Raw genomic sequence first — 18,285 nt, 5'->3', positions numbered from 1 at the left:
GCTGAGGAGATGTTCTCCGTGGCACACCTGCCCCGGTCCGGCATCATCGGCGCCGGGTTCATCGGCGAGGTCCACGCCCGCGCGGTACGCGCCGCGGGCGGGGTCCTCGCCGCCGTCGCTGGCCGCGACGCACGGTCGGCACAGGCGGCGGCCACCCGGCTGATGGCGCAGCGGGCGGCTGCCTCCGCGGAGGATCTCATCGACGCCGACGACGTCGACGTCGTGCACATCTGCACGCCCAACCACCTGCATGCGCCGCTCGCCGAACGCGCGCTGGCCGCCGGGAAACACGTCATCTGCGAGAAGCCGCTCGCCACCGACGTGACGAGCTCCCGGCGGCTGGCCGAGCTCGCCGCGCGGGTCCCGGTGACCACGGCGGTGCCGTTCGTCTACCGCTTCTACCCCACCGTGCGGGACGCCCGCGATCGCGTGCACCGCGGCGACCTCGGCACGGTACGCCTGATGCACGGCTCCTACCTGCAGGACTGGCTGTCGCGCACCGAGGACCACGACTGGCGCCTGGACCCGGCGCTGGGCGGCGGCTCCCGCGCGTTCGGCGACATCGGCGTGCACTGGTGCGACGTCGTCGAGTTCACCACCGGCCACCGCATCACCCGCCTGGCCGCCCGCATGCTGACCGTCCCGCGCGGACCCGGCCGGCCCCCGCCGAGCACCGAGGACGCCGCGACGGTCCTCTTCGCCACCGACCGGGGTGCGATCGGCTCGGTCGTGGTCAGTCAGGTCTCCCCGGGACGTAAGAACCGGCTCTGGTTCTCGGTCGACGGCGCCCAGTCCTCTCTCCAGTTCGACCAGGAGCTTCCCGACACCCTGTGGGTGGGCGGGCGCGAGCAGAACACGGTCGTGCACCGCGGCGCGGAGTTGCGCTACAGCATCGTCCCGGCCGGTCATCCCCAGGGCTATCTCGACTGTTTCACCGCTTTCGTCGCCGACGTCTACGCCGCCGCGACCGGCGAGCGACCGGACGGCCTGCCCACGTTCGACGACGGCCTGCGTGCCGCCGTCGTCACCGATGCGGTCCTGACCTCCGCCGCGACCGGCGGCTGGGTCGAGGTGCCCGCAGAACGGTCAAGCCTTGAGGAGGCACCACCATGACGGCTCCCACCGCTCAGCCACCGGGCGCGATCAGCACACCCATCCGCTTGAAGCTCTCGTTCATGATGTTCCTGCAGTTCTTCGTCTGGGGCGCCTGGTTCGTCACGATGGGCACCTTCCTGGACGCCAGCCTGGAGGCCTCCGGCAGCCAGATCAGCCTCGCCTATCTCACCCAGTCCCTCGGCGCGATCGCGGCGCCGTTCATCATCGGCCTCATCGCCGACCAGTTCTTCTCGGCCCAGAAGGTGCTGGGCATCCTGCACCTGGCCGGGGCCGCGATGCTGTTCTGGGCCTCCACGATGGAGACCTTCGCGGCGTTCTTCCCGGTGATCCTCGGCTACATGATCCTCTACATGCCGACGCTGGCCCTGGTGAACTCGGTGTCGTTCCGGCAGATGACCAACCCGGAGAAGCAGTTCCCCGCGGTACGGGTGCTCGGCACGATCGGCTGGATCGTCGCCGGCGTGATCATCGGCTGGCTGGCCTGGGAACGTGACGGCCAGCTCAGCCTGACCTTCCGGATGGCCGCCGTCGCCTCCCTGATCCTCGGCCTGTTCAGCTTCCTGCTGCCCGCCACCCCGCCGACCCGGCGCGGCGAGAAGGCGACCGTGCACGACCTGCTCGGGCTGGAAGCGGTGGGCCTGCTGAAGAACCGCTCCTACCTGGTGTTCTTCCTGTCCTCCATCGCGATCTGCATTCCGCTCGCGTTCTACTACAACTTCACCAACCTCTTCCTCAACGAGGCGGGGGTCCGCTCGGCGGCCGCGGTGCAGTCCCTCGGTCAGGCCTCCGAGGTCCTGTTCCTGCTGCTGATGCCGTTCCTGCTGGTGCGTCTCGGGGTGAAGATGACGCTGGCCATCGGCATGGCGGCCTGGGCGCTGCGATACGTCTTCTTCGCCTACGGCGATGCCGGCAGCCTGTTCTGGATGCTGCTGCTGGGCATCCTGCTGCACGGCATCTGTTACGACTTCTTCTTCGTCGCCGGCCAGATCTACACCGACAAGTTCGCCGGCGAGCGGTTCCGCAGTGCGGCGCAGGGTTTGATCACCCTGGCCACCTACGGCGTCGGCATCCTGATCGGATCGCTGGTGGCCGGCCCGATCGTGGACCGGTTCGCCACCGCCGACGGTCACGACTGGACCCAGATCTGGATCATCCCCGCCGTGATCGCCGGCGTCGTCCTGGTCCTCTTCCTGATCCTCTTCAAGGACCAGCGCTCGGACCGGACCACGATGCTCGACGCGTCGAAGGTGACGCTCGAGGCACCGGGCCCGGTGACGGCCCGGGACGAACGGCGGCGCCCGCAGACCCCGTGACGGCACCATCCATCGCGTGAGCTGCCGGTCGCGGCCACCGCGCATCGCTATACCCGGCGTCGCGGCCCGGCTAGCGTGAGGACATGGCTTCCACGGTGCTGCGCGTCCGACTCGTCGGCGGCGATCGCATGGACATCACCTTCGACGACCCTGACATTCACGATGATGACAAGCTTGTCGAACACGTGATCTCCACGCTGTCGGAGGATTCGGGCGTGCTCCGCACCCGGCACGGTGATCGGCTCGTGGTTCTCTACGGCCGGGGCATCGCTGCGGTCGAGGTCCAACCTCGTGGCGCCGTGGTCTAAGGGGCCAGGGAACCGAGAGGCTAAACGGCCGGTCGTCGCGCCTGCCCACGGTTGACACCGGCGGCGAAGAAGTCGGCGAGGGCGTCGACCAGGTGCTGCGGGGCGCGGGCGAGCGCGTCATGGCCGGCGCGGGGCACGACCAGCGTGCGGGCGTGCGGCATCACCGCGGCGAGCGCCTCGATGGACGGCCGGTAGTAGGGCGGGCCGGCGGCGCCGCACGCCAGCAGCACCTCGGCCTCGACGCCGGACCACTGCTCGGGCGGGCCGTCGTGGTCGTGGATCAGCGCCGCCTCGTCCAGTGTCGTCGGGAGCAACTCGCCCATCATGCGGCCGATGGGCGTACGCAAGAACAGCTTGATCACGCCGATCTGAAGGGTGAGCGGCAGGCGGGAGGCCGCGGAGTGGGTGTTGATCCCGGCGGTGGTCAGCGCCATGGCGCGGGGGAGGTCGCCGGCGTCGGCCGCCTGCCGGGCGGCCGGCAGCCATGCGGCCGGGGTGAGGCCGTTGACCGCCACCGCCGGGTCGTAGAGCGCCAGCCGGGTGATCGGCAGCCGCCGCGCCGCGGCGCGCAGCGCAATGAAGCCACCGCCGCTGTGGCCGACCACGTTGCCGGCCCCGGTGTACGCCAGCAGCGCCGCCAGGTCGTCGAGGTCCTGCTCACCGTCGTAGGGCTCGGCGCGGGCCGCCGCGTCGCCGCGCCCCCGCCGGTTGTAGAGGTGCACGGTGAAGCGGTCGGCGAGCCGGACCGCCAGCCGCCGGTAGATGCCGAAGGTGACGCCGCCGCCGTGCACGACGATGATGCCCGGCCCGGTGCCGAGTGAGTGCAGCACGATCTCGGCGCCGTCGGCCGCCGGTACCCGCTGCACGGTCCAGTCCTGCGTCATGCCGCCTCCCTCTCGGATCTAAAACTGCGAACGCCGTTTGCAGTTTAGAGTGTAGCGGTGAGTTCATCGATCTGGAACCGTCCGGCCCGGGGCACCCGCGGTCCCGCCCCGGCACACTCCCGCGACGAGATCGTGGCCGCGGCGATGGCGATGGCCGACTCGCACGGCCTCGGGGCGGTTTCGATGCGGGCGGTGGCGAGCGCGCTCAACACCGGCGCCGGCTCGCTCTACCGCTACCTGTCGTCGCGCGACGACCTGCTCGACCTGATGACCGATCGGGCGGTGGACGAGCTGCGCCCGTACCCGGAGATCTCCGGCGACTGGCTGGACGCGATGGTGCGGATGGCCCGGCGGCAGCTGCAGCTCTACCGGGCGCACCCGTGGTTGATCGACATCCTGCCGCGGCCGACCGCCATCGGCCCGGCCGGCCTGGCCTGGCTCGACCACTGCCTGGCGATCCTGCGGCCGGTCCCGGCCGCGCCGACCGCGAAGTTCGAGGCGATCGCGATGATGACCGGCGTCACCACGCTGTTCGCGCGCAGCGAGGCGGCCGGCCCGCCGGCCGGCTTCGCCGACATCGACATGACCGCCTACCCCAATCTGGTCGCGGCCTTCACCGCGCCGCCGGCCTCGGCGCCGCGAGATCTTTTCGAGGCGACCGTACGCGGGGTGCTGCGCGGCCTGCTCTCCGAGCCGCCCCCGCCGTGAGCCACCGGCGGGGCCGGGTGCTCAGGAGGTACGACGGAACGTGGCGTCGGCGCGCTCGGTGGCCGTCGTGACCGGGTCGATCCGCAGCACGTAGTTGCTGTGCCGCAGGTAGCGGTCCGGGAAGTTGTACGACTGGAACGACGACCACGCCGCATCCTCCAGCCCGGCGACCTGCCGGAAGGTGGCGTCCGCACGGAACGTCGCCGACCCGTTGTTCGGTTCGAGCCGCAGCACGTAGTTGTTGTGCCGCAGGTAGTGACCCGGGAAGTTCACCGACTCGAACGACACGGTGCCCGCCGCGCCGTTGGCCAGCCCCGCCACGACGCGGAACTGCGCGTCCAGCGCCGGGTTCACGTTCGCGTCGATCCGGGCGGCGTAGGCCTGGTGCCGCACGTACCGGTCCGGGAAGTTGTAGGACTGCAGCCGCTGGACGGTGACCGCGCCCGGGTTGCCCAGCTCGCCCGACGGTCCGGCCAGGACCGTCGCGGTGGAGACCGGCGTGCCGAGGTGCGGCGTGCCGTCCGGGTTCCAGGCGATCCGCTGCGCCCGGCTGGTCCGGGTGGTGCCGCAGCCCTGCGAGGCCGAGTCGTTGGCGTGGTAGACGATCCAGTCCTCGGTGCCGTCGGGTGACTTGAAGAACGAGTGGTGGGCGGGGCCGTACACGCCGTTGGCGTCGCTGCGCTGGAACAGCGGGTTGGCCAGCTTGGTCCACGAGTTACGGCTCAGCGGGTCGGAGCCGGTCAGCTCGAGTGCGCCGATCTTGTAGTCGGGCGTGCCGCAGAAGCTCGCCGAGTAGGTCAGGAACGTGCGGCCGTTGCGCTGCAGCACGAACGGGCCCTCGTTGACCGGGTTGCCCTGCCGTTCCCAGGCGAGGGTCGGCTCGGAGATCAGTGAGCCCAGCGCCGCCGGCGTCCACGGGTTCGTCAGCCGGGAGATGTAGAGGCTCTGCAGGCCGCCGTTCTCGAAGCCGACGTTGTTGTTGAACGCGGAGAACACGAAGTAGTTGACCCCGCCGACGGTCATCACGCTGCCGTCGATCGACCAGCCGTTGTTCGGCATCAGGACGAGCGCGCCCCGGTAGGTGTAGGGGCCCATCGGATCGGTGCCCGCACTCTCCAGCACGTGCTGGCGCTGCCCTCCGCAGCAGGCGGTGGGCCCGGCCGAGTAGTACAGGTACCAGCGCTGGCCGTTCGGGCCGTTGAGCAGGTGCATGCTCGGCGCCCACATGTTCGACACCGCGTTCGGCTGCGACATCGTGAACACGGTCGTCTCCGGCGCGGTCCGCAGGCCGGCCAGGGTCGGCGACTTGCGGATGTAGATCTTCCCGGTCCAGGTCGTGGCCGTGTAGTAGTAGTTGCCGTTGTGGTAGCCCAGCCACGGATCCGCGCTGTTCGGCGTACCGACGACGGGGTTCTGGAAGGTCGCGCCGGGTGCGGCGCTGCTCGGGGTGGCGCCGACGCCGACGGTCAGACAGAGCGCGACCGTGGTCAGCACGGCGGTGAGGAAGCTTCGGACACGCAAGCGCATGGAGCAGTTCCTTTCGGGGGCAGAACCACGAATGCGTTAACGCTCACAAGGTGAGCGGCATGTTACGAGACTGCTACGTGATTAACAAGGCTCGATCGAGGGTGCCGCCCACTGCCCGAAGTGGCCATCGGGACGAATTCACCGTGCTCTCTTGACGGGACGCCTGCGGACCTGCATGTTAGCGATCACACGTCCTCTCCCCGTCCCCGCACCCAAGGAAGTCCTCGATGGGTCCCTTCGCTCGCATGAGCCGCAAACTCACGGTCGTGGCGGCTGCGGTGGTCGCGCTGCTGGCCGGGTTCACCCCACCGGTGTCCGCCCAGTTCATCTCCGTGCGCAACCCGGTCATCTCCCAGCGCGCCGACACCGCGATCTACAAGCACACCGACGGTTACTACTACATGACCGCCTCGGTGCCCGACTACAGGCGCGTCGAGCTGCGCCGCGCGACCACCCTGCAGGGCCTGGGCACCGCCGCGACGACCAACGCGTTCGTCGCCCCGTCCAGCGGAGCGCTCAGCGGCTGGATCTGGGCGCCCGACATCCAGTACGTCGACGGCGCCTGGTACATGTACTTCTCGGCGTCACCGAGCACCGCCCGCTTCGACCAGCGGCTGTACTGGATCCGCAACACCAGCGCCAACCCGATGACCGGCTCGTGGAGCGCGCCGCAGCGGTTCAACACCGGCTGGGACTCGTTCCAGCTCGACGCGGCGTCGTTCGTCAACCGCGGCGTCCGCTACTTCACCTGGGCTCAGGACAGCCCGTCGACGAACTTCAACAGCCACATGTACATCGCCCGGATGAACGGCCCGACCGCCATCACCGGCACCGCGGTGGAGATCGCCCGGCCGACCGTCAACTGGGAGAAGGAGGGCGTGGCCGGTGTCGTGGAAGGCCCGTCGCCGCTGGTGAGGAACGGTCGCGTCTACATCGCCTACTCGGCTTCCGCGACGGACTCCCGCTACAAGCTGGGCCTGCTCTCCTCCTGGGACAACGTCGACCTGCTCAACCCGGCCTCCTGGTACAAGCACCCCAACCCGGTCTTCCAGACGGCCAACGGCGTCTACGGTCCCGGCCACGGCAGCTTCACGGTCGCCGAGGACGGCGTGACCGACATGCTCGTCTACCACGCCCGCGACTACGCCACCCCCACGCCGGACGCGCTGACCGACCCGAACCGGCACACCCGCATGCAGCAGTTGCTCTGGCGTGAGAACGGTGACCCGTTCTTCGGCCAGCCGATCCCCAGCACCGTCACCAACGCCGGCATCCGGGGCCAGCACAGCAACCGGTGCGTCGACAACTACAACCGCGACACCACGCTCGGCGCCCTGGTCCGCCTCTACGACTGCAACGGCGGCACCGCCCAGCAGTTCGAGTTCAACTACCGCAACGGCAGCCACTACGAGATCCGCAACCGCAACACCGGCACCTGCCTGGACAACCTGAACGCCAACACCGCGTCCAACGCCGACGTCGGCCTTTACACCTGCAACGGGTCCACGGCCCAGCAGTGGATCGTCCAGGACCGCGGCAACGGCTGGTTCTCCCTGCGCAACGTCGCCGGCAACATGTGCCTGGACAACTTCGAGTGGAACGCCGCCAACGGCGCCCGCCTGTCGCTCTACCCCTGCAACGGGCTGGCCGCCCAGCTCTGGCGCCTGGGCTGACGCGTACCCGTGGCGGCGGCTGACGCCGCCGCCACGACACGCGTCACGGCTGGGCCGCCCGCAGCGCGGACAGCACCGCGGTGATCTCCGGCCGCGGCGCCGGCGGGCGGCGGACCGCGGCCGTGATCCGGCGGGTCACCGCCGGGGCCAGCGGCCGGGTCACCACCCGGTAACGCGGGTCGATCGCCAGGCTCGGCAGCAGCGCGATCGACCGGCCCTTCTCCACCTGCTGCAACGCGAGCAGGTAGTTGTTGAACCGGCAGATGACCGCCGGCTCGAAACCGGCCTCGCGGCACAACCGGGTGGCCAGCTCGGACATGTACGACCCGGGCAGGTCGAACGTCCACGGCTGGTCGGCGCACGCCTCGATGGCGACGCTCTCGTACGCGGTCAGCGGGTGATCGGCGGGCAGGACCAGCACCACCGCGTCCTCGGTGACCGGCATCAGGTCGATCCCCGGGTCGAGCTCCACACCCACGTAGTCGCGGGTCGTGATGATGACGTCCACCTCGCCGCGGCGCAGGGCCGGCATGCTGTCGTGCGGCTCCAGCTCCAGCAGCACCACGGTCACGTCCGGGTGCCGTGCGGCGAGGCGGCCGATCGCCGGCTCGGCCAGCGCGTGCAGCGCGCTCTGGAAAGCCGCCAGCGTCACCGTGCCGGCGGGCTCGTCGGCCAGGCCGCGCAGCTCGGCCTCGACCGCGTCCATCGCGGCCAGGATCTCCCGCGCCCGGCCGGCCAGCAGCACCCCGGCGGCGGTGAGCCGCACCCGCCGGCCGGTGCGTTCCAGCAGCGCGGTCCGGGTCTCCCGCTCCAGCGTGGCGAGCTGCTGGGACACCGCGGACGGGCTGAGGTTGCCGCGCTGGGCGACCGCGCGGACGGTGCCGTAGGTCGCCAGGTCGGCCAGCAGCCGCAGCCGCCACGGGTTCAGGGTCACGCGCGTGACTGTACGGCTGCGCTTAACAGCAGAGCCAGAAACGCGAGATGGACGTGACGCTCGCACGCTTTCTAGCGTCAACGGCATGACTGACGCCTTCTGGTCCGACGCCGAACGTCACCTGGTCCGCTACATCGGCGGCGGCAGCTTCGTCCCCGAGATCATCGAACGCGCCGAGGGCAGCTTCGTCTACACCGCCGGCGGCCGCCGGCTGCTCGACTTCACGTCCGGGCAGATGAGCGCGATCCTCGGCCACTCGCACCCGGCCGTCACCGCCACCGTGCAGCGGCAGGCCGCCACGCTCGACCACCTGTTCAGCGGCATGCTCAGCCGGCCGGTGGTCGATCTGGCCCGCCGGCTCGCCGAGTCGCTGCCCGAGCCGCTGAGCAAGGTGCTGCTGCTGACCACCGGCGCCGAGTCGAACGAGGCGGCGATCCGGATGGCGAAGCTGGTCACCGGCCGGCACGAGATCATCTCGTTCGGCCGGTCCTGGCACGGCATGACCCAGGCGGCGGCGAGCGCCACCTACAGCTCCGGGCGCAAGGGGTACGGGCCCGCCGCGCCCGGCAACTTCGCGATCCCCACGCCGAACGCGTACCGGCCGGACTTCACCACCGCTGACGGCGAACTCGACTGGCGCCGCCAGCTGGAGTTCGCGTTCGAGCTGTTCGACGCCCAGTCGGTCGGCAGCCTGGCGGCCTGCATCGTGGAGCCGATCCTCAGCTCCGGCGGCGTCATCGACCTGCCGCCGGGCTACCTGGCCGCGCTGCGCGACAGGTGTCACGAGCGCGGCGGGCTGCTGATCCTCGACGAGGCGCAGACCGGCCTGTGCCGCACCGGCGACTGGTACGCCTTCCAGCGCGACGGGGTCGTGCCGGACATCCTCACCCTGTCCAAGACGCTCGGCGCGGGCCTGCCGCTGGCGGCGGTGGTGACCAGCCCCGAGATCGAGCAGACCGCCCACGAGCGGGGTTTCCTGTTCTTCACCACGCACGTCTCCGACCCGCTGGTCGCCGCGGTCGGCAACACCGTCCTCGACGTCCTGCACGCCGAGAAGCTCGACGCGCGGGCCGCGGAGCTCGGCGCGTACCTGAGCAAGGGCCTGCGCGAGCTCGCCGAGCGGCACCCGGTGATCGGCGACGTGCGCGGCCGCGGCCTCCTGGTCGGGCTGGAGCTGGTGACCGACCGGGAGACCCGGCGGCCGGCCGACGAGCTGGGCGCGGCGGTCACCCGGCGCTGCCTGGAGCTGGGCCTGCACATGAACGTGGTCCAGCTGCCCGGGATGGGCGGCGTGTTCCGCATCGCGCCGGCGCTGACCTCGACGCACGCCGAGCTCGACCTCGGCCTGGAGATCCTGGACCGGGCGCTCGGCGACGTCTCCCGCTAGCCGCCGGGCCGGCGGATCCCGAAGTTCCGGGTTACCAGATCGGACACCAGTGACGACATCCCCTCGGCGTCCCCGCCGGTGGCGCTCCACAGCAGGGCGGCGGCCGCCCCGTCCACCCGCACCGTCACCGAGGGCAGGAATCGCGCCTCCAGCGGCTGCACCGGAACGAGATCGTCGAGCGCGGGCGCCGCGGCGGGCGGGGCTTCGCTGGACGGGTCGTGACAACTCAGGCATCCGGCGGTGACACCGGTGGCCACGTACCGGGTGACCGCTGCCCGGTTCACCGGTTTCCAGTGGCTGTCCCGGCACGCGGAACAGGCGACGCCCGGGACGTACGCCGCGGCGGCCTCGTGGGCGTCCGCCGCCGCCCGCACGTCGTCGGCATGCTCGTTGGCGAGCGCGAGCCACCGTGGCTTCGTGCCGCCGGGAGCGCACGCCCAGTAGCGCTGCGCCCGCGCGAATCGGTCGGCGCTCGCCCGGGGATGGCGCCGCAACGCCAGGGCGAGCAGCACCCGCCCGTCCGGGCCGATCGTCAGCGGGAAACGCTCCGCCAGTTCGGTCATGGCCCGAACATCGGCAGGGGCCCCGCCGCAGACAAGCAAAAAGGTTCCGGAACCGGGAATCGTTGACTCGCCCGTGATCGCGCTGCCAGCGTACCGATAACGACGTCATCGATATCCTTGAATGCGCTGGAGCGGCCCATGAGAATCCGTGCCCTGATCGGCGTCACCACCCTGCTCACCGGCCTGATCGTCGCCCTGCCGGCGAACCCGGCAACCGCCGCGCCCGGCGACTTCAGCACCGGCTTCGAGTCCGGGCAACCGCAACCGGCCTGGACGAACACCGCCGAGGCGAGCGCCGGCGTCGGCGGTTACTGCTGCGGGCTGACCGGGATGGAGAGCGGCGTGCGCACCGAGACCGCGCTGTCCGGCTCGGCCGCCCTGATGTACTCCGGCAATGATCAGAGCACCACCCAGTCCTACTCCTACCAGCGCGTCTTCGACGTGAACCTGCCGGTCACCGCGACCAGCTCGCTCTCCTACTGGGTGTACCCGCAGTCCGGCGGGCACCTGGACGTCGCCGTCGACCTGGCCTTCACCGACGGCACCTACCTGCGCGACTCGGGTGCGGTGGATCAGCACGGCGTCCGGCTGCACCCGACCTTCCAGGGCAACGGCTCGGTGCTGAACTTCAACACCTGGAACCAGGTCACCTCGGCGATCGGCGCATACACCGCCGGCAAGACCATCGACCGGATCCTGATCGGTTACGACCAGCCGGCCAACACCGGCACGTTCCGCGGCTACTTCGACGACATCGAGATCCGGCAGGACGCTCCCGCGCTGCGGCTCAGCGACTACGTGGAGACCCGGCGCGGCTCCGACTCCAACAGCGGCTACTCGCTCGGCAACACCTTCCCGGGTGCGACCGTGCCGCACGGCTTCAACTTCTGGACTCCGATCACCAACGGCAACAGCGACAACTGGCTCTACGAGTGGGACGACACCACCGTGCAGGGCTTCGGGATCAGCCACGAGCCGAGCCCGTGGATCGCCGATTACGCCCAGTTGCAGGTGATGCCGATGACCGGTGCGGTCAAGTCCACCCCGGAGGCGCGCCAGTCCACCTTCAGCCATGCCAACGAGGTGGCCAAGGCGCACTACTACCGGACGCGGCTGGACACGTACGGAATCACCGCGGAGATCGCGCCCACCGACCATGCCGCAGTGATGCGCTTCGCGTTCCCCGCCACGAGCGAAGCGGTGATCCTTCTCGACACCGTCGACAGCGGCAGCGGATCGCTGACCGTCGACACCGCGGCCCGCGCCATCTCCGGCGAGATCACCCACCGCGGTCAGCGGATGTTCGTGCACGCCACGGTCGACAGGGCGATCGCGGCCTCCGGCACGATCAGCGGGCAGGGCGCGACCAGCTGGGTGCGTTTCGCCACCGGCGCGAACGAGCAGGTCACGCTCCGCATCGCCACCAGCTTCATCAGCGTGGCCCAGGCTCGCAGCAACCTCGCGCAGGAGGTCGGCGACAAAGACCTCGATACCGTACGGGAGGAGGCCGCCGCCCTCTGGGACGCCCGTCTCGGCAGCGTCCGGATCGACGGCGCCAGCGCCAACCGGCTGATCACTTTCTACTCGAACCTGTACCGGGCGTTCATGTACCCGAACAACCGCTCGGAGATCGTGAACGGGGTCCGGCGCCACCACAGCCCGTACGACAACCAGGTCCACGACGGCCAGATGTACGTCAACAACGGTTTCTGGGACACCTCGCGGGCCGCCTGGCCGCTGTACACCCTGCTCACCCCGACCAGGACCGGGGAGATGCTCGACGGGTTCGTGAACGCCTACAAACAGAGCGGCTGGACGCCACACTGGTCCGGACCGCACAGCGTCGGGCTGATGGTCGGCAGCAACCAGGATCTCGCGTTCGCCGACGCGTACCTGAAAGGCATCCGCAACTTCGACCACCAGGCGGCCTACGCCTCCATGGTGAAGAACGCGACCGTCTGGGCGCCCGCCACCCGCGACGGCCGGATCGGCAACCAGGTGTCGCTGTTCAAGGGCTACGTGCCCACCGACGTCGCCGGCGAGTCGGCGGCCTGGACCCTGGAGGACGCCACCAACGACTTCGGCATCGCGCAGATGGCGGCGGCGCTGGGCCACAGCGAGGACGCGGCGTACTTCCGCAACCGGTCGCTGGACTACGCCAACCTCTACTCCCCCTCGGTCGGCTTCTTCCGCGGCAGGCAGAGCAACGGAAGCTGGCGTACCAGCGACGCCGACTTCCGACCGCACCTGTGGGGCTGCGAGTTCACCGAGGGCGCGCCCTGGCACTACGCCACCCCGGCGCCGCACGACCCGCAGGGCATGGCCAACCTGTACGGCGGCCGCGCCCAGCTCTCCGCGAAGATCGACTCGGTGTTCGCGGCGTCCCGTGACTACCTGCCCGGCTGCTACGGCGGGGTCATCCACGAGATGCGCGAGGCCTACGACGCCAACATGGGCCAGTACGCGCACTCCAACGAGCCGATCCACCACATGCTCTGGATGTACAACTACGCCGGCACCCCGGCCAAGACCCAGGATCGGGTACGCCATGTGCTGACCACCCAGTACGGTCCCGGCCCGGGCAGTGGCTACCTCGGCGACGAGGACAACGGCCAGATGTCCGCCTGGTACGTCTTCGGCGCGCTCGGCTTCTACCCGGCGCGGATGGGCAGTACCGACTACACGATCGGCGCCCCGCTGCACCCGAGGGCGACCGTGGCACTGGAGAACGGCCGCACCTTCACCGTCTCCGCGCCCGGCGTGAGCGACACCAACCGTTACGTGCAGAGTGCTCGGCTCAACGGCGTCGCGTACTCGAAGAACTACCTCACCCATGCCGACCTGCTGGCGGGCGGCACCCTGGAGTTCGTGATGGGCCCGAACCCGTCATCGTGGGGCAGCGCCGCCGCCGACCTGCCGCCGTCGCTGACCACCGGCGCCGGCCGCCCGGCGCAGCTGACCGACCGGGCCACCGGCGGCACGCTGACCGTCACCGGCGAGAACCCGCCGACCGAGACCAGGGCGGCGCTGGTCGACGACACCTCGCTGACCAAGTGGCTGGCCCCGGCCGGCACCGCGACGGTGACCAACCGGCTGGCCGGCGCGGCCGCCGTCAAGCAGTACACGCTCACCTCGGGCAACGACGCCCCCGAGCGGGATCCACGGGCCTGGACGCTGCAGGCCTCGGCCGACGGCACCACCTGGGTGACGCTGGACAGCCGCAGCAACGTCGACTTCGCCCACCGGCGGCAGACCCGGGCCTTCGTCATCCCGGGGAACCCGGGCGCCTACCAGCACTACCGCCTGCAGATCACCGCCAACCACGGCGCGCCGATGACCCAGTTGGCGGAGTGGCAGCTCCTCGGCTGAATCCGGCCGGTGGCCGCCGCGCTCCCGCGGCGGCCACCGGCGGTCAACGGCGCCCGGGGCCCCGCAACCGGCTGGCCTTCACGGTGGTGCGGCGGGGCCCGACGACCCGGCCGTCGGCGGTCACCTCGACTCCCTGAACGTCGAACCACGTCTCCCCGTCGCGCATCCGGGGCTGGGACCAGTCGACCCGCTCAACGATCATCCGAAGTGGGCCGGTGCCGAACAGATAGTCCGGCTCGTCGAAGGTCCACACCCGCTGTCGTGCACTCTCTCGTGCGTCCATCCTGGGCCCCGCTGTTCACCTGATTCGGGACGAACGTCCCCTTGCACCCCGCCAGCATGCACCCGAACGCGCATCGGCACTGGCGTATGCACGTGCATCTGCACTGATGTCGCACCGGTTTGCACAATGAGGCCACGGATTTCACCCCTTCACCCGATGGCCCGCTCACCCCGGAGCCGTGCCGAGTCGCGCCGACTTGCCTAACGTGGAGGACATGGGAGATTCGGTGAAGCCAGCCCGGGTCCTGCCTGCGCCCGGCAATCACGATGCGAGCGCCACCAAACGGGACCGCACCGCCGACGAACGCGACCGCACCGCCGACGAGCGCGAGGTGACCTCAAATGAGCGAGAGGACCGCCTTGACGCGCGGGAGGCCCGGATCAACGCGGAGGGCCGCCGCACCCACATCGGCGCCGACGACGCCGTCGCCGCGGGCCTGGAAGCGTTCGAACGCGGACGTGACGCCATCAACCGTTCGAGGGACCTGCTGCACCGGAGCAGGGCCACGTTGACCGCCAGCCGCCGCCGCGCCGAGCGGGAGCAGGCGGAGGTCGACCGCGAGATCGCCCGCAGCGAACGCGAGCAGGACGATCACTGACCCCGGCTCCGAAAAGAAGCACCTCCCACGGCGCATGAGCGCAAGGACGGTGGGGAATGCCGCGAGCATGAAGGAAGAACCGAAGCGGCCCAGCACTGCGATCGACCGGGCGACCGCCCAGTACGAGCGCCTGGCCAAGTCCGCCGACGAGGTCGCGCGAACCGTCGAGCTCAGTGCCGACGTGCACGAGCAGATGACCGATCACAACCCGCGAGCCGCGGAGCGGGCGGAGGACCTGCGCCGGCTCGCGGCGGCCGAGCGGGAGGCAGCGGCGGCGTACCGGCGCGGCGAGACGCCATCGGAGGAAGTCCAGCAGACGATCCGCACCCGCGGCCACGTACCGGCCACCGACAGCGCCGCCAGTTCGTGACCCCTCGGGCCGTCAGGCTGCCGTAGGCTGACGCCGTGATCGACTTTCGCGCCGCGGTGGAGGCACGCGACCCCGACGCCATCGCCACGACCCTCGCCGACACCGTGGTGTTCCGCAGCCCGGTCGCCTTCAAGCCGTACCCGGGCAAGCCGATCACCGCGGCGATCCTGCGCGGCGTGCTGCGCGTCTTCGAGGACTTCCGCTACGTCCGCGAGCTGACCGGCGACAGCGACCGCGACCACGCGCTGGTCTTCGAGGCCCGCATCGGCGACGTCGCGGTCGAAGGCTGCGACTTCCTGCACCTGGACGAGAACGGCCTGATCGACGAGCTCACCGTCATGGTGCGCCCGATGTCCGCCGCCCAGGCCCTGGCCGAGGCGATGGCCGCCCAGTTCGACCAGATCCAGCGCGAGGCTACAGCCCGGCCTTCTTGACGCCGTAGGTGGCCTGCTTGGTGGTGAAACCCTCGAACTTCAGCTGCTGGATCAGCCCCGACCGGGAGAACGAACTGGTGTCCAGGTAGTCGGCTGCCTTCTGGGCGGCCTGCTCGTTCCAGTCGGCCTTCTGCGCGTCCACACCGGTGGTGGCGTGCTTGGTGGAGAAGCCCTCGAACTTCAGCTGCTTGATCAGCCCGGACCGGGAGAACGCGCTGGTGTCGAGGTAGTCCGCTGCCTTCTTGGTGGCCTGCTCGCTCCAGTCGGCCTTCTGCGCGTCCACACCGAACGTGGCGTCCTTGGTGGAGAAACCCTCGAACTTCAGCTGCTTGATCAGCCCGGACCGGGAGAACGCGGAGAACGACAGGTAGTCGGCTGCCTTTTCGACGGCGTTCTCCTGCGCGACGGTCAGCTCTTCGGTGGGCTCGGTGGTCGGTTCCGCGACGGCCTCGGTCGTCTCCTCGACGGCGGGCTCGGCGGTGGCTTCGACAACAGGCTCGGTCGTGGCTTCCGGCACGGCCGCCGCCGTGGTGGCGGTGGTGGTGGCTGCCGCTACGGGTGCTGCGGCGGGCACCTCGTCGCCTCCGCCGGCAGCGGCGCCGATGATGATCAGGCCAAGGAAGATGCCGCCACCGACCAGGCCGGCCTTCCTGCCCCGGCCCATCGTCTTCTTCGGAGCGGGAGCGAGCATGTGCTCGGGCGTCGGCATCAAGGTCTTCTCCTCGCGTACGGATTGTTCCAGGCTCACCCCTTCGAACCCGGCCGCCACCAGGCTAAATGCGATCGGCGGCGGATCCATCCGCCGGACGTACCGGGTCGGCGGCTCCACGACCGACCCCGAATGCGCTGCTCGACCAGCCGGCCGGCGCGACACGGCTGGAGTGCGTCAGCCCGGCGGTCCTTGGACAGCGGGCCGGTGAGTGGTCGAGGCTGAGAGGATGCGGTTCGGGGTGCACCTGCCACTGATCGATCTCGACGGACGGGGGTGGCGGCCCGGAGAGCTCGGCTCCTATGTCGACGTCGCCCGGGAGCTGGGGTTCGGCTCGGTCGGGGTCAACGACCACCTCGACTTTCAGCGGCCCTGGCTGGACGGGATCGTCGCTCTCGCCAGCGTCGTCGAGCGCAGCGGGGACATGCGGCTGGTCACCACGGTCTCCCTGCCGGTGGTGCGCGGGCCGGCAGCGCTGGCGAAGGCCGCCGCCGCGCTGGACATCCTCTCCGGCGGGCGGCTCACGCTCGGTGTCGGGCCCGGGTCGTCGCAGCGCGACTACGCCCTCGCCGGTGTCGGCTTCGACGAGCGGTGGCCGCGCCTGGACGACGCGATCCGGGCGCTCCGGACGTACCTGAGCGGCAGCTCACCCGCGTACGAGGGAAGGTTCTATGGCGCGGCCGGGGTGTTGCGGCCGGCACCGGCGCGGCCGGAGGGACCACCGATCTGGATCGGCAGTTGGGGTTCGGCGGCGGGCCTGCGGCGCGTCGCTCGGCTGGGTGACGGCTGGCTCGCGTCGGCCTACAACGCGTCGCCCAAGCAGGTGGCGGCGGCGCGGGTGCGGCTCGGCGTGGCGCTGGAGCGGGCCGGGAGGGCGCGGGACGGCTTCGGGTGTGCGCTGGCGACGATGTGGACCTTCGTGACCGAGAGTGAGGCGGCGCGGGAGGCGCACCTGGCCGCGCTGGGCGGAATGCTGAACCGTGATCCGGATCAGCTGCGGCAGCGGGTTCTGATCGGACCGGCGGAGGACTGTGCGGCCACGCTGCGCGCTTACGCCGAGGCCGGAATCGATCAGGTCTTCCTCTGGCCGCTGGCGGATCCGCGGGAGCAGCTGGAGCGCTTCATGCGGGATGTCGCGCCGCGCCTCTGAGCCGCCGGGTCACCGATTCCAGGATCGTGATCATCTCGTGGACGACCGGCGGCTGGTAGGCGCTGTCCGGGTAGGCCACCGCGATGCGCCGCACCGGCGCGGCCACGCGCAGCTGCCGGACCTCGACGCCGGCCGGCGCGCGGGCGACGGCCAGGCCGGGGATCACGGCCACCCCGAGGCCGGCGGCGACGAACGCCTGCACGGCACGGTAGTCGTCGGAGGTGAGCGACACCCGCGGGTCGAAACCGACCGCCCGGCAGGCATGCCGGACGATGCTGAACCAGGCGCTGCCCGGCCGGCCACCCACCCAGGCCTCCTCCGCCAGGTCGGTCAACTCGACCGTACGACGGCCGGCCGCCACCCGGTGACCACGCGGCAGCACCGCCTGAAAGGTGTCGTCGAACAGGTGCACCCGGCCACCGCCGAACCGCGCGGAACCGGCCAGCACCTCATGGTCGTAGATCACCGCGAGGTCCAGCTCACCGTCGTTCAGCCGGGGCAGCAGCCCCTGCAGGTGGTCGTCGACCACGGTCAGCGCGGTGCCGGGCTGCCGGCTGCGCAACCGGGCGAGGGCCGCCGGCACGAAGGTGGTCAGCGCCGTCGGGAAGCTGCCGAACCGCAGGCGGCGGCCGCGCCGGCCGGCGATCTCGGCCAGGTCCTGTTCGGCGCTGTCGAGGCGGGCGCTGATCGCCCGGCCGTGCCGGACCAGGGCGTGGCCGGCGTCGGTCAGCGCCAGCGGGCGGGTGCCCCGCTCGACCAGGGGCAGCCCGGTCTGCCGTTCCAGCCCGGCGATGTGCTGGCTGACCGCGGACTGGGTGAGACCGAGCGCCTCCGCGGCGGCCGAGAACGATCCCCGGGCGGCGAGCTCGCACAGCACCCGGATCGCTCGCACGTGGCCTATTAGTTCCACTGATCGGCCTCCAGTGATCAGCATTGATGCTAATACTGACCCAGCCTAG

18 protein-coding genes are annotated in these 18,285 nt (G+C 70.7%); 11 read left to right on the top strand and 7 right to left on the bottom strand.

Translation table 11 applies throughout. The features are described from left to right. Positions 1-9 precede the first annotated feature (9 nt). The 3 genes from AB0F81_RS09755 to AB0F81_RS09745 all read left to right on the top strand — a co-directional run bounded on the left by AB0F81_RS09755 (position 10) and on the right by AB0F81_RS09745 (position 2,737). Positions 10-1,113 (top strand): Gfo/Idh/MocA family oxidoreductase, encoded by a 1,104-nt coding sequence (locus tag AB0F81_RS09755; protein WP_360193787.1) that lies wholly within the window; start codon positions 10-12, stop codon positions 1,111-1,113. After that, positions 1,110-2,429, top strand: a complete 1,320-nt coding sequence (locus tag AB0F81_RS09750; RefSeq protein WP_360193785.1) for a nucleoside permease — start codon at positions 1,110-1,112, stop codon at positions 2,427-2,429. Before AB0F81_RS09755 ends, AB0F81_RS09750 begins: the two co-directional genes overlap by 4 nt. 83 nt (positions 2,430-2,512) lie before the next feature. Then, positions 2,513-2,737, top strand: coding sequence for a hypothetical protein (locus AB0F81_RS09745; RefSeq protein ID WP_360193782.1), 225 nt, complete (start codon positions 2,513-2,515; stop codon positions 2,735-2,737). A gap of 20 nt (positions 2,738-2,757) precedes the next feature. On the opposite strand, the gene AB0F81_RS09740 is transcribed toward AB0F81_RS09745, so the two are convergent. Beyond that, entirely contained in the window at positions 2,758-3,621 is an 864-nt protein-coding gene (locus AB0F81_RS09740; RefSeq protein ID WP_360193779.1) for an alpha/beta hydrolase, read from the bottom strand. A 57-nt stretch (positions 3,622-3,678) separates the two neighbouring features. Between AB0F81_RS09740 and AB0F81_RS09735 the strand changes: the two genes are divergently transcribed. Continuing rightward, the gene (locus AB0F81_RS09735) at positions 3,679-4,329 is read left to right on the top strand and encodes a helix-turn-helix domain-containing protein (protein ID WP_360193776.1); all 651 of its coding nucleotides are present in this window, start codon (positions 3,679-3,681) and stop codon (positions 4,327-4,329) included. A 21-nt stretch (positions 4,330-4,350) separates the two neighbouring features. Here AB0F81_RS09735 and AB0F81_RS09730 read toward each other — a convergent pair whose 3' ends face one another. Beyond that, entirely contained in the window at positions 4,351-5,856 is a 1,506-nt protein-coding gene (locus tag AB0F81_RS09730; RefSeq protein ID WP_360193773.1) for a family 43 glycosylhydrolase, read from the bottom strand. A 245-nt stretch (positions 5,857-6,101) separates the two neighbouring features. Here AB0F81_RS09730 and AB0F81_RS09725 point away from each other — a divergent pair, with 245 nt between their 5' ends. Continuing rightward, positions 6,102-7,529, top strand: coding sequence for a family 43 glycosylhydrolase (locus AB0F81_RS09725; RefSeq protein WP_360193769.1), 1,428 nt, complete (start codon positions 6,102-6,104; stop codon positions 7,527-7,529). 43 nt (positions 7,530-7,572) lie between these two features. Here AB0F81_RS09725 and AB0F81_RS09720 read toward each other — a convergent pair whose 3' ends face one another. Continuing rightward, on the bottom strand, positions 7,573-8,463 hold the full coding sequence (locus tag AB0F81_RS09720) for a LysR family transcriptional regulator (RefSeq protein ID WP_360193766.1): 891 nt from the start codon (positions 8,461-8,463) through the stop codon (positions 7,573-7,575). A gap of 85 nt (positions 8,464-8,548) precedes the next feature. Between AB0F81_RS09720 and AB0F81_RS09715 the strand changes: the two genes are divergently transcribed. Then, the gene (locus tag AB0F81_RS09715) at positions 8,549-9,850 is read left to right on the top strand and encodes an aspartate aminotransferase family protein (RefSeq protein WP_360193763.1); all 1,302 of its coding nucleotides are present in this window, start codon (positions 8,549-8,551) and stop codon (positions 9,848-9,850) included. Here AB0F81_RS09715 and AB0F81_RS09710 read toward each other — a convergent pair. Continuing rightward, positions 9,847-10,413, bottom strand: coding sequence for a hypothetical protein (locus AB0F81_RS09710; protein WP_360193760.1), 567 nt, complete (start codon positions 10,411-10,413; stop codon positions 9,847-9,849). The genes AB0F81_RS09715 and AB0F81_RS09710 overlap by 4 nt on opposite strands. Before the next feature lie 138 nt (positions 10,414-10,551). Between AB0F81_RS09710 and AB0F81_RS09705 the strand changes: the two genes are divergently transcribed. Continuing rightward, the gene (locus AB0F81_RS09705; protein WP_360193757.1) at positions 10,552-13,782 is read left to right on the top strand and encodes a GH92 family glycosyl hydrolase; all 3,231 of its coding nucleotides are present in this window, start codon (positions 10,552-10,554) and stop codon (positions 13,780-13,782) included. A gap of 43 nt (positions 13,783-13,825) precedes the next feature. Here the strand turns inward: AB0F81_RS09705 and AB0F81_RS09700 are convergent, their stop codons facing one another. Continuing rightward, positions 13,826-14,065 carry a hypothetical protein gene (locus AB0F81_RS09700; protein WP_360193754.1) on the bottom strand — a complete coding sequence of 80 codons (240 nt, stop codon included), beginning with the start codon at positions 14,063-14,065 and terminating at the stop codon, positions 13,826-13,828. Positions 14,066-14,270: 205 nt separating this feature from the next. On the opposite strand from AB0F81_RS09700, the gene AB0F81_RS09695 reads away from it, so the two are divergent. From AB0F81_RS09695 to AB0F81_RS09685, 3 genes are all read left to right on the top strand, one after another. Then, the gene (locus AB0F81_RS09695; protein WP_360193751.1) at positions 14,271-14,663 is read left to right on the top strand and encodes a hypothetical protein; all 393 of its coding nucleotides are present in this window, start codon (positions 14,271-14,273) and stop codon (positions 14,661-14,663) included. A gap of 67 nt (positions 14,664-14,730) precedes the next feature. Then, the gene (locus tag AB0F81_RS09690) at positions 14,731-15,033 is read left to right on the top strand and encodes a hypothetical protein (protein WP_360193747.1); all 303 of its coding nucleotides are present in this window, start codon (positions 14,731-14,733) and stop codon (positions 15,031-15,033) included. A gap of 35 nt (positions 15,034-15,068) precedes the next feature. Next, positions 15,069-15,467 carry a nuclear transport factor 2 family protein gene (locus tag AB0F81_RS09685; protein WP_360193743.1) on the top strand — a complete coding sequence of 133 codons (399 nt, stop codon included), beginning with the start codon at positions 15,069-15,071 and terminating at the stop codon, positions 15,465-15,467. Here the strand turns inward: AB0F81_RS09685 and AB0F81_RS09680 are convergent. Then, on the bottom strand, positions 15,448-16,266 hold the full coding sequence (locus AB0F81_RS09680) for an Ltp family lipoprotein (RefSeq protein WP_360193740.1): 819 nt from the start codon (positions 16,264-16,266) through the stop codon (positions 15,448-15,450). The two genes, AB0F81_RS09685 and AB0F81_RS09680, sit on opposite strands and share 20 nt — an antisense overlap. Before the next feature lie 139 nt (positions 16,267-16,405). On the opposite strand from AB0F81_RS09680, the gene AB0F81_RS09675 reads away from it, so the two are divergent. Next, positions 16,406-17,326, top strand: a complete 921-nt coding sequence (locus AB0F81_RS09675) for an LLM class flavin-dependent oxidoreductase (protein WP_360193737.1) — start codon at positions 16,406-16,408, stop codon at positions 17,324-17,326. Here the strand turns inward: AB0F81_RS09675 and AB0F81_RS09670 are convergent. Next, entirely contained in the window at positions 17,298-18,218 is a 921-nt protein-coding gene (locus tag AB0F81_RS09670) for a LysR family transcriptional regulator (protein ID WP_360193735.1), read from the bottom strand. The genes AB0F81_RS09675 and AB0F81_RS09670 overlap by 29 nt on opposite strands. Positions 18,219-18,285 lie beyond the last annotated feature (67 nt).

This window comes from Actinoplanes sp. NPDC024001, assembly GCF_040638955.1.
Classification (GTDB): domain Bacteria; phylum Actinomycetota; class Actinomycetes; order Mycobacteriales; family Micromonosporaceae; genus Actinoplanes.
This window is presented reverse-complemented; position numbering and strand designations above follow the sequence as displayed.

Excerpts from the sequence above, each read along its gene's own strand:
- AB0F81_RS09755 (WP_360193787.1), top strand. The coding sequence starts at position 10 with ATGTTCTCCGTGGCACACCTGCCCCGGTCCGGCATCATCGGCGCCGGG.
- AB0F81_RS09750 (WP_360193785.1), top strand. The coding sequence starts at position 1,110 with ATGACGGCTCCCACCGCTCAGCCACCGGGCGCGATCAGCACACCCATC.
- AB0F81_RS09745 (WP_360193782.1), top strand. The coding sequence starts at position 2,513 with ATGGCTTCCACGGTGCTGCGCGTCCGACTCGTCGGCGGCGATCGCATG.
- AB0F81_RS09740 (WP_360193779.1), bottom strand. The coding sequence starts at position 3,621 with ATGACGCAGGACTGGACCGTGCAGCGGGTACCGGCGGCCGACGGCGCC.
- AB0F81_RS09730 (WP_360193773.1), bottom strand. The coding sequence starts at position 5,856 with ATGCGCTTGCGTGTCCGAAGCTTCCTCACCGCCGTGCTGACCACGGTC.
- AB0F81_RS09725 (WP_360193769.1), top strand. The coding sequence starts at position 6,102 with ATGAGCCGCAAACTCACGGTCGTGGCGGCTGCGGTGGTCGCGCTGCTG.
- AB0F81_RS09715 (WP_360193763.1), top strand. The coding sequence starts at position 8,549 with ATGACTGACGCCTTCTGGTCCGACGCCGAACGTCACCTGGTCCGCTAC.
- AB0F81_RS09710 (WP_360193760.1), bottom strand. The coding sequence starts at position 10,413 with ATGACCGAACTGGCGGAGCGTTTCCCGCTGACGATCGGCCCGGACGGG.
- AB0F81_RS09705 (WP_360193757.1), top strand. The coding sequence starts at position 10,552 with ATGAGAATCCGTGCCCTGATCGGCGTCACCACCCTGCTCACCGGCCTG.
- AB0F81_RS09700 (WP_360193754.1), bottom strand. The coding sequence starts at position 14,065 with ATGGACGCACGAGAGAGTGCACGACAGCGGGTGTGGACCTTCGACGAG.
- AB0F81_RS09690 (WP_360193747.1), top strand. The coding sequence starts at position 14,731 with ATGAAGGAAGAACCGAAGCGGCCCAGCACTGCGATCGACCGGGCGACC.
- AB0F81_RS09680 (WP_360193740.1), bottom strand. The coding sequence starts at position 16,266 with ATGGATCCGCCGCCGATCGCATTTAGCCTGGTGGCGGCCGGGTTCGAA.
- AB0F81_RS09675 (WP_360193737.1), top strand. The coding sequence starts at position 16,406 with ATGCGGTTCGGGGTGCACCTGCCACTGATCGATCTCGACGGACGGGGG.